This window comes from Faecalicatena contorta (assembly GCF_022835095.1).
GTDB classification, from domain to species: Bacteria; Bacillota; Clostridia; order Lachnospirales; family Lachnospiraceae; genus Faecalicatena; species Faecalicatena contorta.
This window is the reverse complement of the sequence record NZ_BQNQ01000001.1, coordinates 3064543-3078713: the sequence shown is the minus strand read 5'-3', so window position 1 is coordinate 3078713 and position 14171 is coordinate 3064543. Positions and strand designations below refer to the sequence as shown.

The following is a 14171-nucleotide window of genomic DNA, read 5'->3' as shown; positions in this document are numbered from 1 at the left end:
GGGGGGCGACAGCAAGTAGTGCTGCCGCCCCTCACTTCATTGCAATAGCGTATCATTTTTATGAACAATCAATCAGAGTAATTGACAAAAATCTTTGTACAGTATAAAATAACATTGATATATATCTTAGTTATTTAAAAGGAGTTCATTATGCCGCCCAAAGTTAAGATATCCAAAGAAGCCATTATTGAAAAAGCATTTGAATTGACAAAAGTATATGGTTTTGAAAAAGTAACCGCACGTTTGCTTGCCAGCGAACTAAAATGCTCTACTCAGCCAGTGTTTCATGCTTTTCGCAATATGGAAGAACTAAAGGAAGAAGTATACAAAAAAACCAAAAAACTCTTTGAGGAAACCATGCTGCAACCGCCTTCTGATACAAAAACCCCCTATTTTTTAAGCATGGGAATAAAGTATGTGGAATTGGCACAAAAAGAAAAAAATCTGTTTCATCTTCTATGTATGTCAGATAGTGGAAAAAGGCTTGAAAGTCTTTACGATTTGGCAAAATACATTCCCGTTCCGATTGAACCGGAAGTGTTTGTGAAAACATGGATATTTACACATGGTATAGCAACGATTGTTTCTACGAACACAACGAATATCCCACCGGAAGAAATCAGGCAGTTACTTACAGAAGCATGTGCAGGTTTCAAGTTATATCATAATGAAAATGAATCGGAGAATAGGTATGAAATCGGTTAAAAATTATGTGTATACAGAACGTGCGCATTTTATGTGCCCAAATATGCATTTTGGAATTATGGTACAAATAGAATGTAAATATGATGAAGGAGTGCTAAGGCAAAGCATAGACACTCTTCAAAAAGCGCACCCGTTTCTGCAAAGTTTAATTGCAGAGGAAACGGATACTGGCAGACTTTTTTATCAAATACAAGATGATTTGAATATTTCTGGAAATACAGACTTTATGCAAACAACATTGCGTTACCGTAAATGACTGGCTGATTGCAAAAATGATGTTGGAAGAAAATACAAATAAGGTGGTTATTGCAGCCGATATTCGTAATCAGATCAAATGTTACAGACAAGGAGCAATGGGGAATTATTCCACTGCTTTTAGCGTTTCTGTAAAAAAGCATGGGGAAAATGTTATTTCCCTTGCAAAGCGCGTATCGTCACAAGTCCTAAATATATGTCAACACCCGCAGAAAGAAATGCTTGTGCTTGCCTGTTATATACATATGCAGCCTGAGCTAATTGACGCTGTTGCAATATCTGCATTAGGAGATTTTGGAAGTAAAGCAGGAATATTTGTAGGAAGAAATATGTTTGGATATGGTTCCCAAAACGGTTATAGCATTACCAATCTAGGGAAAATTAAAAGTAATATAATTGCAGAAGCTATTTTTATACCGCCGGCTTCACCTGCCAACAAAAAGACTTGGGGTGTTCTAACGGTGAATAATCATATGAAAATATGCGCGTCAAAGTTAATTGCAGAAAGTTAATATTCTAATGCAGGAAATAAAATGGGTACGCTGTTCTGTCTGCGGAAAGAAAAAGGGAAGGACTTCAGGGAAAATGAATAAGGTCATCAAAGGAATTATTATAATTGCCGCAGCATTGCTTGTGGCTGCAGGCACAGCTCTTTTCTGCTTTGTTTATAAAGTAAAAGAACCACCGGCGCCCCAAATAGAGCAAACGGAAAAAACAGAAGATAAAAAGATAAGGGTCGCATGCATAGGGGACAGTATCACATATGGAGCAGGCGTACTTTCTACCCGGGAAATAGATTCCTATCCTGCCATTTTACAGAAATTACTAGGGGATAGCTATCAGGTACTTAATTATGGGCTGAGCGGCCGTACTTTGCTTGATGGAGGTAATAAGCCATACAAACAAGAAGATTTTTACGAAGAAACGCAGGAAGCAGAGCCCGATATTGTTCTGATTATGTTAGGCACGAATGATTCGAAGCCAAATAACTGGGACGCCGCGGCATATGAAAAAGAGCTCGGAGAGTTCGTGGACTTGTACCAGAACATCCCCAGCCAAAAAGAAGTTGCATTTGGCGTAGATAAAATGGTTATTGGTAATGAAGTAAATGCTATCATCCAACGGGTAGGGGAGAACTGTGAAGTGCCGGTTATCGATATTTACGGTGTGACAAAAGACCATCCGGAGTATTTCGCTGATGGAGTCCACCCGAATGCCAGAGGGAATCAGATCATTGCAGAAACAGTGTATCAGTGTGTGAAGCTAGTGAACGGGCTTCCGTCTCGTTAACGGAGGGCTGGCTGCTTACAGTATGGTTCTTTCAGATGAACCATATGCAGCTCCCGCAGCTTTACTCTCCCTTCTTCTCAGCGTCCTCCTCCCCCACCGTAGAAAAATTAGTTGCTTCCACCCTGAAAAAGTAATATATTAAGAGATAAGAAAAAGGAAAAGGTGTATTACTATGAAAGATGAAAAAGATGTCAAAGTAAAAAGCTTACAGAAAGCATTGGAAGTTCTGAACTGTTTTATAGACAAGCAGCCTTTGGGGATTACAGAGATCAGCCAGCAGCTCGGATTATATAAGAGCAACGTTCACAATATTCTGGTCACGTTTAAAAATATGGGATACCTGGAGCAGGATCCCGAGACAGGAAAGTTCAGGCTGGGGACAGCGATCTTTTCCCTGAGCAGGGCCCTGAAAGAGAATATGAGTATTTCTAAAATTGCACTCCCCTATCTGCAGCGGATTGCGGAAGAGACCAGTGAGATGGTTTATCTTTCTATTCTCAAGGAGGATGAGGTCCTCTATCTGGACGTCGTCTATCCTATGAATCAGAGGTATTCCGTGGCAGGCCCTGTTACAGGCGAACGGGCGAAGCTGCATTGTACAGGTGTGGGGAAGGCTATGCTGTCCAGATTGCCGGACAGGGATGTTGAGCGGATATTGAGCGGAGAACTCAAGCCTTTTACCGACTATACGATAACGGATAAGAAACGGCTGTGGAAAGAAGTGGAATTGGCACGTGCAAACGGATATGCGATTGACAACATGGAGATTGTTCTTGGCGTTAAATGCATTGGCGTTGCAATTATGAATCACAATGGCGGGGTGGAATGCGGAATCAGCATCAGTGCTCCATCACTGCGTATGGAACCTGATAAAATTGACGAATTTGCTAAAATTTTGAAACGCTATGGACGTGAAATCGAGAAACTACTATAATCGAATTGGTTATAATTCATAAAAAAAGTAAAAATGAAAAAGCAATATTGCATTTAATTGTTAATGGGGGTATACTGTATTCAAATATATAAGACATCTTTTACTTGGTATTTTTACCAAGTAAAAAAATGTCACAAAAATAGAACGAAGTTCTATAATAGAGAACAGAGAGAGGGGGGAGATAGAAAAAAGAAAGCATTTATAAATAATGGGAAGGAATAACAAAGGGAATGAAACGTAAGAAAAGGTATACCCAAAGGGCATCCCGTAACACATGCCCGTGCGGGCGGATCCGCAGCAGAGCTGCAGATTAAGGTATTCTAAAGGAGGATCTGTTTTTAACAGATGAAAAAAAGGAGGTTACTATGAATTCTAAAATGAGAAAGTATTTGACCGTTATTGCGTTGGGGCTGGCAGGAGGATCGATTTATTTCCTTCCCTATGTCAAATTCGTTTTTTACGATGCACAGATTGCGAGTATGGGAATCAGCAATACGCAGTCAGGTCTTTTAATGACGATGTATACGGTGACAAATATGATACTTTACATACCGGGAGGAATTCTTGCAGATAAGATTTCTGCCAAAAAGGCGCTTGTTATCTCATTGGCGGCCACATCGGTGCTGGCATACATTTATGCATTTACCATGAAGAGCTTTGCAGTATCAATGATGATCTGGCTTGCACTGTCGCTCACCACGGCGTTTGTATTTTGGTCCTCGCTGATGAAAGCTGTCAGAATTATCGGAACAGAAGAGGAACAGGGATTCATGTATGGTCTGTATTATGCCTGCAACGGAATTACCAACGCGCTGACAAACGCATTTGCATTAAAATTCTTTAACACAGCTGGCGGTGATCTGCAGACCGGATTCTTCAGAGCGGTTCTTGCCGGCGGTTCCATAGCAATTGTTGCAGGAATCCTCCTGATGGTGCTGATGAAGGAAAACAAAGCTGGTAACAGCGGCGCAGCGGCTGATGCCGATGAAGACAAATTCAAGTTCTCCGATGTTGGGAAGATCTTAAGAAGCCCGATTGTGTGGATTGCTTCTTTCGTTATTTTCTGTGGAGACGGTATATATACAAGCGTATCTTACTTCAATCCGTATCTGACTGAGGTAATCGGCGTTGCGCCGGCAGATTCCAGTTTCATATCAGTGATCCGTAACGGCCTGATGCTGCTGGCTCCGGTGGGCGGTCTTCTCGCAGATAAAGTATTTAAGTCAACCTGTAAATGGCTGACAACGTCCTTCCTGATTGTGGCGGCGTTGTTTGCATCCGTATTATTTATTCCGGCCTCCATCAATCCTACGGCGGCAAGTGTTTACACATTGATTCCGAGTGCGGTAGCGATGATGCTCTATGGAGTTGTATTCTCGGTTATGAGTGAGGCGGGCATCCCGCGTATGCTGACAGGAACGGCAATTGGAATAGCGTCCATTATCGGCTATGTGCCGGATTCACTGTATTCGCTTATTTTCGGCGGTTTTTTGGACAAATTCGGCGGACATGGATATACTTATATATTCATTTTCCTGATAGTCAGCTGTGTAATCGGAGCGTCATTTGCTGTGATTGTCAGACGTCTTGGGTTAAAAGCGGTAGAGCAAAGTAAAGAATAAGGATAAGGGATCGGTGATTATGGAAAAGTTAGAAAAAGTTTACACAGATGTATCGAGATGCAAAGGGTGCGGATATTGTATTGAGGCATGCCCCAGACATGCGGTCAGTGTATCGGATTTCATTAATGCAAATGGTTACAATTCCATCCAGGTGGACGAAAGTAAATGTATAGTATGCGGCATATGTTACAAGGTATGTCCGGATTATGTGTTTGAAATACGATAGTGGAGGGAAACTATGTCTAAGATATTATTAAAAGGAAATGAGGCTCTTGCCGAGGCGGCCCTGGCGGCCGGATGCCGTTTTTACAGCGGATATCCGATTACTCCCCAGACAGAGATACTGGAGTATCTTTCCTGGAGGATGGAAGAAGTGGGAGGTGAATTTGTACAGGCTGAATCAGAGCTCTCCGGCATCAATATGGTGCTGGGAGCGGCTGCCGCCGGAGCACGGGCTTTGACGACTTCATCCGGCCCCGGATTTTCATTAAAGCAGGAGGGGATATCCTATCTGGTAGCAGCTGACCTGCCCGCAGTCATTGTCAATGTCATGAGAATTGGAACCGGCCTTGGTGATATTTCCCAGGGACAGGGGGATTACTGGCAGATGACCAGGGGCGGAGGACACGGCGATTACCGGACAATTGTGCTGGCGCCGGCTTCCGTGCAGGAGAATGCAGACCTGATGGAAGTGTCCTTTGACCTGGCTGAAAAATACCGGCACCCGGTACTGATTGCCTCCGACGCGGCAATCGGACAGATGATTGAGGCGGTAGAGATACCGGAGTTCAAGGAACATGATATCGACAAATTTGATTGGACGGTAAAGGGATGCAAAAAGGGGGATGAGCACCGTAAAATACAGAATGTCTATTATACACACCCTGATTATGAATCTTACCTGCTGAATAAATACACAGAGATCGAAGAGACTGAGCAGCGATATGAGAACATCCAGGTGGAGGACGCAGAGATCGTCCTGGTCGCTTACGGAATCAGCTCCAGGGTATGTCTGGAGACGGTGGAAATGGCGCGTAGCAAAGGGTTAAAAGTAGGACTGATCCGGCCAATTACTTTGTGGCCGTTCCCGGTAAAGGCATTTGAGAAGGCGGGAAACGCAAAGCTGTTCCTATCGGTGGAGATCAACATATTAGGGCAGATGACAGATGACATCAGGCTTGCAGTAAACGGCAAAGTACCGGTTGAACACTATGGATCTATATTTGAAATACCGGAATCAGAGAAAATCATAGAAAAGATAGAAGAATGGCTGAAGAAGGAGGATATGTAAGATGCGGATGATAGCTCCTGAAACAGTGACATTTGCACACAGCGCCTTCTGTCCGGGCTGCGGCCATGGTCTGGCAGTAAGGCTGATTGCAGAAGTAGCACAAGAAATGGAACTAAGTGAAAAACTTATTACGGTGGTGGATGTGGCATGCGGCTCTTTGAATATTAATTCCTGGAGATTTGATACCATTATGGCGGCACACGGAAGGCCGATTCCGACTGCCATTGGAATTAAAAAAGTACGGAAAGAGAATCCGGTTCTGGCTTATCTTGGGGACGGGGCGGCCTACGCGATTGGCATGGCGGAGATGATGCACGCGGGAATCCGAAACGACAACATCATCACCATTGTGATCAATAACAGCCTGTTCGGCATGACAGGCGGACAGTGCGCACCGACCTCCCTGCCGGGACAGGTTACAACCTCCACACCGCACGGAAAGAATCCGGACCAGTGGGGAAAACCATTTAAAATTGAGGATGCTTTTTCCGGTCTGGACATTGCATACCTGGCAAGAGGAAGCATGGCTGATGCAAAGGGGATAACTGTCAGCAGAAAGTATATCAAAAAGGCGTTTGAAAAGCACATGGACGGGGAAGGGTTTTGTTTGGTCGAGCTGCTTTCACCATGCCCGACCAACCTGAATATGACGCCGGTAAAGTGTGCACAGAGAATTAATGAGGAAATGATAAAATACTTCCCGCTAGGAGAATTTAAAGATCAGGGAGGGCATGCATCATGAAGAAAGAGATAATTTGTGCCGGATTTGGCGGACAGGGTGTACTAACGGCGGGAATGATTTTAATAGATGCCGGGATGAAGCTGGACAAAAACGTGCTGTTCTACCCCTCTTATGGATCAGAGATGCGCGGGGGGACGGCAAACTGTACCGTGAAGATCAGCGATAAAATGATTGCCTGCCCGGTTTCAAAGCACCCGGATATTTTATTGACCCTCAATACACCAGCGGTGGATAAGTTTGAAGATAGTCTGGTGAGCGGAGGCCTTCTGATGGTCAATTCTTCCATTGTGCCGAAAGACCGGACATACAGGGAGGATATTACCGTGATAAAGGTTCCTGCCACAGATATTGCTGCCGAAGTACAGAACTTAAAAGCGGCAAACCTTGTGATGCTTGGAGCTTTGGCTGCGGCAACAGATCTCTTTACGGTGGAATATCTGGAAGAGTCGATTTTGCAGTTTTTTGAGAAAAAGGGAAAAGGAAGATTTAACGAAAAGAATGCAGCATGCTACCGCAGAGGTGTGGAAACAGTACAAAAGGCATAGTGATACAAGAACATAAAAAGGAGGCGGTCAGATGGACTTGACCAAATTACTGAAACCAAAGTCAGTGGCGGTGGTTGGCGCAAGTGAAAAAAATGGATTTGGAGGCGATGTCTGCAGAAATATTATTACATATACTAAGGATATGAGCAGGATTTATTTCGTGAATCCGAGAAGAGACACCGTATTTGAGAGAAAATGTTATCCGTCAGTGACGGACATCCCGGATGTGATTGACCTGATGATTATCTGTACGTCCCAGAAGACGATACTTCCGCTTCTGGAAGAAGGTGCAGGAAAAGGCTGCGGCGGTGCGGTAGTCTTTGCCAGCGGCTATGGGGAAACGGGTACGGAAGAGGGGATTAGGCAGGAAAAAGAGCTGCTGGAAAGAGCCGAGGAATTAGGAATTGCCATCATGGGTCCGAACTGTGCAGGGTATGTCAATTATACAGACCATGTATATGCGTTTGCATTTATATCAGCAGAGCGCGACCGAAGGGGGAATATCGGCGTGATCTCCCAGAGCGGCCAACTGTGTCTCTCGATGATGGAGTGCCCGTCCATGAAGTTTTCCTATAATATTTCCGCAGGGAATGCAAAAGGAATCCAAATGGAAGATTATATGGAGTTCCTGGTTGAGGATGAACACACGAAAGTCGTCAGCCTTTATATAGAAGGAGTGAAAAATCCGTCTAAGTTTGTGGAAGTGCTGAATAAAGCAGCGGCAAAGAAAAAACCGGTCATTGTCCTGAAAGCCGGCAGAAGCAATAAGGGGCAGGCGATCGCGGCCTCCCACACCGGTAGTCTGTCAGGATCGGATGCTTCCTTCGACGCCTTGTTGAAAAAGTTCGGCGCGATCCGAGCGGATGATTTGGAAGAGTTAACAGCGTTGTCGCTTTTACTTTCAACGATCCCAAGATTGCCCGATAAAGCGGAGTTTGCCTCCATGAATCTTTCAGGAGGGGAAACTGCGATCTGCGCGGACGTGGGGTATTTAAACGGAATTTCCTATCCGGACTTTACATCGGAGACGCTGGCGGCCTTAAAAGAGCAGCTGCCCGGATATGCAACTCCGAACAATCCTCTGGATATGACGGCCACCCTGTCCTATGATGCAGATCTGTATGCAAAGGTGCTGGAGACCGTGATGGATGATCCAAATGTAGGAATGGTTCTGATCGGGTATACTCTTTTATATGAGATTGCAGACCCCGCCATTTATTATATGTATGAAGGCATCAAAAAGGTGGCCATGAAAAAGGGAGATCGATGTAAGCCGATTGCAATTATCCCATTTGCAGAGAATACGAGAAATCCGGAATATCAGGAAAAGTTATTTCGGATCGGAGTGCCTGTGCTGCCTCCGCCTGTGTACGCATTTAAAATGCTGAAAAAGCTGGCGGATTACATCAATTTTGATTACAGCAGCGTCAGCCATGAGATCGCACTGCCTCAGAGAAAAAGCGATCAGACCTGCGCTCTGTCGGAACATGAAAGTAAGATGTGCCTGAAAGAATTCGGAGTCGCTGCGGCAGAGGAGTTGATTGTAACCTCCCGTGGGGAGGCGGAAATAGCGGCAGAAAAAATGCCGGGGGCATTTGCCATGAAGATTGAATCCGCGGAGATTCTGCATAAGAGCGATGTGGGCGGAGTGCTTCTGAATCTGAAGGGCGCAAAAGAAGCCGGGGATGCCTTTGACCTGATTATGGAGAATGTAAAGAAACATTGTCCGGAAGCCGGAATAAACGGGATTTTGATGGTCCCTATGCTGAAACCCGGACTGGAGATGATTATTGGCGTGAACAATGATCCGCAGTTCGGACCAATGATTATGGCTGGAATGGGTGGAATCTTTGTCGAACTTTTCAAGGATGTCGTGGTGTACCCGGCGCCGGTCAATAAGGCAGAGGCAATGCGTATGCTGCAGTCCTTAAAGGCTTTCAAATTATTAAATGGATACAGAGGAGGAGAGAAGTATGATATTGACGCTTTATGTGATACAATCGTAAGCGTCGGGAATTTTGCGGCTGCAAACAAAGACTCTTTGAAAGAGCTGGATATTAACCCATTATTCGTTTATCCCGAAGACGAAGGCGTTGGTGTCGCGGACAGCCTGATTGTGAAATATGGAGAGAAACGGCGCTGCTAAAGGAGTCCTTTATGAGAAAGCTATTTCGAAAGATTAATCTGAAAATTTTTGCACCTACATGCCTGATACTGGTTTTGCTGATACTGGTTTTACTTTTACAGCCGGTTAAAGCAGGACAGGCTATCAATTTTTTGTATGACCGCTGTACCGAAAATTTTGGCTGGCTCTATCTTACGGCTTGCATATGCAGTTTCGCCTTTCTGATCTGGATGACGTCCAGCCGGTTTGGCAGTATTAAACTGGGAGATAAGGAGGAAAAGCCTCAGTATTCGCAGATCTCCTGGATTGCCATGCTGTTTACGGCCGGTGTGGGAACAAGCATCGTGATACTGGGGTTCCTGGAGCCAATCTATTATGTGAGCAGTCCGCCGTTTCTGATCGAGCCTTTAAGCGAACAGGCCTATGAGTATGCACACATGTACGGACAGTTCCACTGGGGGCTGAGTGCGTGGGCATTTTATAACCCTGCGATTATAGCAGTTGCCTACATGATATATGTAAGAAAAGAACCAAGCATCCGTTTAAGCTCTGCATGCAGCGTTGTTCTGAAAAAGCAGACAAATGGATGGCTGGGACATGTGATTGATATCCTTGTGGTATTCGGGGTGGTAGGGTCCATTGCCACCTCACTGGGCATCGGTACACCAGTTCTGGCGGATGTAATCCGGGAGGTATTCGGAATCCCGCAGGCCTATGATCTGACTGTGAAGCTGACGGTATTGACGATTTGGATCTTCATTTTCGGCACGAGCGTTTTTCTTGGGCTGGATAAAGGAATTCAGAAACTGAGCAATATCAATATCGTGATGGCATTTATCTTTCTTCTGATTATCTTATTTGTGGGGCCTACGGTGGTGATTTTGAAAATGGAATTGAATAGTACCGGATTGTATCTTCAGGAATTTTTCAGGATGAGTACTTACACCCAGCCCTTTGGAAGCGGGGAATTTACGAAAAACTGGACCGTATTTTACTGGGGCTGGTGGATCGCTTTCATGCCCATGATGGGAATGTTTGTAGGAAAGATATCGCGCGGAAGAACGATTAAAAATGTCATGTGGGGGCAGTTGATATGGGGCTCTCTGGGATGCTGCTTCAGTTTTATGATCTTCGGAGGCTATTCTCTGTACCTGCAGAAGAGCGGCAGGGTGGATCTGGTCAGTATTTTAAACAATGAGGGACAGAGCCAGGCGATTATAGCAATTTTGAAAACGCTTCCAATGGCAAAGATCATGATGCTGTTTTTATGTATCGTCTGTTTTGTGTACCTGGCCACGACCATTGATTCCTGTGCGTATGTGCTGGCAGGCGCAACTACAAAGGAACTGCCGCCGACAGGGGAGCCTGCGAGATGGAACCGGCTCTTCTGGGCACTGTTATTCTGTATGCTTTCTATAGCACTGATGCTGATCGGAGGAATTGAATCAGTGAAGATCATGTCTGTTGTGACGGGGCTTCCGCTGATCTTTGTAATGTTTCTTCTGATGGTATCGGTGAAAAAGACACTGGAAAAAGATTACCCGCAGAGAACAAAGTAAGTTTTTGGGTTTTACAAATATTTTATTGATTCATAACTGAGAAGGAGGATAAAATGGAGGAATATTACGGCAGTATATTTAATGAGGTGTTTGGCCCGGTCATGATCGGCACATCCAGCTCCCATACGGCAGGTCCCTATAGAATCGGGGCTGTTGCCCGTATGCTGCTGGGCGATGAGGTGAAGAGGGCGCGAATTTCTTTTGATCCGGGCAGCTCTTACGCTTCGTATTATAAGCTTCAGTGGTCAGACAGGGGATTTACAGCAGGACTGATCGGCGGCCGCATCGACAGCGATGATATGACGGATGCGCTGGAAATTGCAAAAGAAAAAGGTGTAGACATCCAATTTGTGAAAGAACCGAAGGAAAATAAACATGCGAATTATGCATTGATGGAAATGGAAGGAAAGAACGGCAGATGTCTGACACTAGGCACGACCTCGGTAGGCGGCGGGGCCATTGAGATCATAGAAATCGACGGGTTTCCGATCCAGATCAAAGGAGATTTCAACGCCGCATTTCTCTATCTGGATGATACGGCGCATCGGGGGACGGTCGAAGAGGGCCTGAAAGCGATTACAGAGCAGGAATTCCGGGTAAAGGAGAGCGCTTCGGATAGGAAACGTATGCTTTACTTTGAGACACGGGAGGCTCTAAAGGAGACACAGCTTCAGAAGATGCTGGATATGCCTGGTGTAGCCGATGTACGTTATACGGATCATGTACTTCCGGTCCTGTCCAGTTTTGCTTATGAGGATATTCCTTTCAGAACGGCGGCGCAGGCATTGGAATTTGGCAAAGAAGAAAATATGAGCGCCGGTGAGCTGGGCATACGTTATGAGATGGCGCGCAGCGGCTACACACGGGAAAAGGTTATGGAGATGATGCAGAACATTGTAGGGGTAATGCGCAGGTCGGCCCATGTCGCGATCCACAATAAAACGAACGAAAAGATAGGGGAGCTGTACCCGGTTAAAGCCACGGACATGTACGAGAGTATGCAGAATAAAACGGTTCCGGTTGCGGAACTCGGTATTTTAAACGAGCTGGTCTGCGTTGCCATCGGTATCCTGGAGAAGGTGGAGCAGAAGAGGCCGGATGTCGTGGTGGCATCTCCCACAGTGGGGTCTGTCGGCATCCTTCCCGCGGCGGTTGTCCATCTTGGAGACCGTATGGGAAAGAGTGATGAGGAGATCGCGAAGGCAATGTTTGCGGCAGGCTGTGTCGGAATCTTTGTCGCACATCAGGCTACATTCGGAGGTGAAGTGGCAGGCTGCCAGGCTGAATGCGGTTCCGCAGGAGCCATGGCGGCAGCGGGTGTGGCAGAGATGCTGGGAGGATCCGCGCAGGAGGCATTTACAGCATCCGCAGTCACCCTGCAGAATGTACTGGGCCTGATCTGTGACCCGGTATCTGTAGGCTACGAGCCGTGCAATGCCCGCAATGCTATGGCGGTATCAAATGCTTTGTCATCGGCCAATATGGTTCTTTGTGGATTTTCTGTGCAGATTCCGCTGGATGAAACGATCATCGCAATGAAAGAAGTAGGGGAGCAGCTGCCTCCATGTCTAAAGGGTACATACGGAGGACTTGCCTGTACGCCGACAGGGCAGAAAATAGCAGAAATATGCGAAGGCGAATAGTTACGATGCGCGGCCCCTGGGCCATGAATAGTAACGGCGAATAAATTAACAATCCCGTTAAGTTAATAACTTTGGTTGTAATTTTCTTCCCATACGCTTATCATTAAATTATAGAAGAGATGCTGTGTGTAACTATTCAGATTCCACGTAAGAAAGGGAGGGACTGATATGGGCGGAAAACTTGCAAAACCTTTACTGTTACTTGACAACAGCAATATGATGTCGGTATTGAACGAAGGCGAATTTAAATGCAGCAACCTTACGTTTGAAGAAACGAAGGCAATCATAGACATGTACGATGAGGATATGATTCTCCGCTGCTTTACCAATGTTGACATTGAGACAGTTATTTTTGATTACCTCGGTATTACAAAACGGGACTTTGAATTTAAAAAGATCAGAAATATGAGGGCAGGGCAGGATGCGATTGTGTTTAAGCTCTACGTTACCCCCTCGGAGACGCAGCCTGTGATACAGGCGGATGACGGCGTAGAGGCGAAGAAGATCCAGAATATCTATGTCTACTGCCAGCATCTGACACGTATTAAATAAGTGGTGCAGAAATTTTAGGAATATTAACGAATATGCAACAGATTGTATGAGATGAGCTTTAGTTTTGGCGGCAGATGAGGGCGCACCGGAAAATGACAGCCGGTTGGCGCCCCCATCTGCTGTCAAGGCTGAAGCTCGTTGTTTATGGATTCTTGTTTTATTACTGTTTATTTTACGTTTTCTTCTATTAATTAAAGAGATTTTTTTATTTGTCTGTGGTATGATATCTTATAGGAAAGCGATATTAGATCGAGGAGGACATATGCATAAAAAAATCCGGACAGCGAATGAAGAAATAGGCAATGTAGTATTTTTGATTTTGTTTACAATCGTATGGTATGCAGGGCTTTTGGGAAACATACTGCGGGAAGGATTTCAGCCTTTTATTTTGATCTTTCTGGCAGCAGGACTTCTGCTCCCGTTTCAGGCAGTGCGTATGGTGCAGAAGGCAGTTTACTACCGGAGACTGCATGCGCAGTGCGTGGAGGCGGGGCATCCGCAGAAGGGTAAGATCGTGAATATCGTGCGGGAGTATTATGTAGATTCCAACAGCAGGAACAGGCAGTATATTACATATTATTTTCTGATTATTGAAGTATTCGATTCGAATACGGGGGTCTCACAGCGGATCAAGAGTGCCCCTTACCGTATTCCGCTGCACAAATATTTGGGAGCGCCCTATGTGAAGGTGTATACCGATTCCACAGGGTGGCACCATGTTATCGAAGACTTCCAGTTGAAAGAGAACCGCAGTGAACCGGGGATCACACTTGAAAATCCTAACATATATCTGAAGGACTTTAATAGTACGCATCCGTTTCAGAAGGTGATCGCGGCGGTAATTCTAATTGGGATGCTGTTATTTGTATTTGGAGTTTTTAGAAAATAAAAGGGGACAGACCCTTTGG

The 14171-nt window shown here is 45.3% G+C and carries 15 protein-coding genes; all 15 read left to right on the top strand.

Features of this window, described 5'->3' with window-relative positions:
- The first annotated feature begins 150 nt into the window (after nucleotides 1-150).
- The 15 genes from MWG26_RS13700 (at nucleotide 151) to MWG26_RS13630 (ending at nucleotide 14152) form a co-directional block, all read left to right on the top strand.
- On the top strand, nucleotides 151-705 hold the full coding sequence (locus tag MWG26_RS13700; RefSeq protein WP_025657014.1) for a TetR/AcrR family transcriptional regulator: 555 nt from the start codon (nucleotides 151-153) through the stop codon (nucleotides 703-705).
- Entirely contained in the window at nucleotides 692-961 is a 270-nt protein-coding gene (locus tag MWG26_RS13695; protein WP_025657015.1) for a hypothetical protein, read from the top strand. Before MWG26_RS13700 ends, MWG26_RS13695 begins: the two co-directional genes overlap by 14 nt.
- Nucleotides 962-977: 16 nt before the next feature.
- Nucleotides 978-1472 (top strand): hypothetical protein, encoded by a 495-nt coding sequence (locus tag MWG26_RS13690; RefSeq protein ID WP_025657016.1) that lies wholly within the window; start codon nucleotides 978-980, stop codon nucleotides 1470-1472.
- A gap of 7 nt (nucleotides 1473-1479) precedes the next feature.
- Nucleotides 1480-2250, top strand: coding sequence for a GDSL-type esterase/lipase family protein (locus MWG26_RS13685; protein WP_117440790.1), 771 nt, complete (start codon nucleotides 1480-1482; stop codon nucleotides 2248-2250).
- A gap of 172 nt (nucleotides 2251-2422) precedes the next feature.
- Entirely contained in the window at nucleotides 2423-3184 is a 762-nt protein-coding gene (locus tag MWG26_RS13680; RefSeq protein ID WP_025657018.1) for an IclR family transcriptional regulator, read from the top strand.
- 365 nt (nucleotides 3185-3549) lie between these two features.
- Nucleotides 3550-4806, top strand: a complete 1257-nt coding sequence (locus MWG26_RS13675) for an MFS transporter (RefSeq protein ID WP_025657019.1) — start codon at nucleotides 3550-3552, stop codon at nucleotides 4804-4806.
- Between the two features lie 19 nt (nucleotides 4807-4825).
- Entirely contained in the window at nucleotides 4826-5032 is a 207-nt protein-coding gene (locus tag MWG26_RS13670; RefSeq protein ID WP_044927239.1) for a 4Fe-4S binding protein, read from the top strand.
- A 12-nt stretch (nucleotides 5033-5044) separates the two neighbouring features.
- Nucleotides 5045-6097, top strand: coding sequence for a 3-methyl-2-oxobutanoate dehydrogenase subunit VorB (gene vorB / locus MWG26_RS13665; protein WP_025657021.1), 1053 nt, complete (start codon nucleotides 5045-5047; stop codon nucleotides 6095-6097).
- Between the two features lies 1 nt (nucleotide 6098).
- Nucleotides 6099-6839 carry a thiamine pyrophosphate-dependent enzyme gene (locus tag MWG26_RS13660; protein WP_025657022.1) on the top strand — a complete coding sequence of 247 codons (741 nt, stop codon included), beginning with the start codon at nucleotides 6099-6101 and terminating at the stop codon, nucleotides 6837-6839.
- Complete coding sequence (locus tag MWG26_RS13655; protein WP_025657023.1) at nucleotides 6836-7384, top strand: 2-oxoacid:acceptor oxidoreductase family protein; 549 nt, start codon at nucleotides 6836-6838, stop codon at nucleotides 7382-7384. The genes MWG26_RS13660 and MWG26_RS13655 overlap by 4 nt, the downstream gene beginning before the upstream one ends.
- Before the next feature lie 31 nt (nucleotides 7385-7415).
- Nucleotides 7416-9530, top strand: coding sequence for an acetate--CoA ligase family protein (locus MWG26_RS13650; RefSeq protein ID WP_117440789.1), 2115 nt, complete (start codon nucleotides 7416-7418; stop codon nucleotides 9528-9530).
- An 11-nt stretch (nucleotides 9531-9541) separates the two neighbouring features.
- A complete protein-coding gene (locus MWG26_RS13645) occupies nucleotides 9542-11068 on the top strand; it encodes a BCCT family transporter (protein ID WP_025657024.1) in 1527 nt (508 codons plus the stop codon).
- Nucleotides 11069-11121: 53 nt separating this feature from the next.
- Entirely contained in the window at nucleotides 11122-12711 is a 1590-nt protein-coding gene (locus MWG26_RS13640) for an L-serine ammonia-lyase, iron-sulfur-dependent, subunit alpha (protein WP_025657025.1), read from the top strand.
- 168 nt (nucleotides 12712-12879) lie between these two features.
- Entirely contained in the window at nucleotides 12880-13263 is a 384-nt protein-coding gene (locus tag MWG26_RS13635) for a hypothetical protein (protein WP_025657026.1), read from the top strand.
- Nucleotides 13264-13525: 262 nt separating this feature from the next.
- Complete coding sequence (locus tag MWG26_RS13630) at nucleotides 13526-14152, top strand: hypothetical protein (protein ID WP_117440788.1); 627 nt, start codon at nucleotides 13526-13528, stop codon at nucleotides 14150-14152.
- Nucleotides 14153-14171 lie beyond the last annotated feature (19 nt).

Coding starts and splice junctions, on each gene's coding strand:
- MWG26_RS13685 (WP_117440790.1), top strand. CDS start 1,480: ATGCAGGAAATAAAATGGGTACGCTGTTCTGTCTGCGGAAAGAAAAAG.
- MWG26_RS13680 (WP_025657018.1), top strand. CDS start 2,423: ATGAAAGATGAAAAAGATGTCAAAGTAAAAAGCTTACAGAAAGCATTG.
- MWG26_RS13700 (WP_025657014.1), top strand. CDS start 151: ATGCCGCCCAAAGTTAAGATATCCAAAGAAGCCATTATTGAAAAAGCA.
- MWG26_RS13640 (WP_025657025.1), top strand. CDS start 11,122: ATGGAGGAATATTACGGCAGTATATTTAATGAGGTGTTTGGCCCGGTC.
- MWG26_RS13695 (WP_025657015.1), top strand. CDS start 692: ATGAAATCGGTTAAAAATTATGTGTATACAGAACGTGCGCATTTTATG.
- MWG26_RS13650 (WP_117440789.1), top strand. CDS start 7,416: ATGGACTTGACCAAATTACTGAAACCAAAGTCAGTGGCGGTGGTTGGC.
- MWG26_RS13645 (WP_025657024.1), top strand. CDS start 9,542: ATGAGAAAGCTATTTCGAAAGATTAATCTGAAAATTTTTGCACCTACA.
- MWG26_RS13630 (WP_117440788.1), top strand. CDS start 13,526: ATGCATAAAAAAATCCGGACAGCGAATGAAGAAATAGGCAATGTAGTA.
- MWG26_RS13655 (WP_025657023.1), top strand. CDS start 6,836: ATGAAGAAAGAGATAATTTGTGCCGGATTTGGCGGACAGGGTGTACTA.
- MWG26_RS13635 (WP_025657026.1), top strand. CDS start 12,880: ATGGGCGGAAAACTTGCAAAACCTTTACTGTTACTTGACAACAGCAAT.
- MWG26_RS13660 (WP_025657022.1), top strand. CDS start 6,099: ATGCGGATGATAGCTCCTGAAACAGTGACATTTGCACACAGCGCCTTC.
- MWG26_RS13675 (WP_025657019.1), top strand. CDS start 3,550: ATGAATTCTAAAATGAGAAAGTATTTGACCGTTATTGCGTTGGGGCTG.
- MWG26_RS13690 (WP_025657016.1), top strand. CDS start 978: ATGATGTTGGAAGAAAATACAAATAAGGTGGTTATTGCAGCCGATATT.
- MWG26_RS13670 (WP_044927239.1), top strand. CDS start 4,826: ATGGAAAAGTTAGAAAAAGTTTACACAGATGTATCGAGATGCAAAGGG.
- vorB (WP_025657021.1), top strand. CDS start 5,045: ATGTCTAAGATATTATTAAAAGGAAATGAGGCTCTTGCCGAGGCGGCC.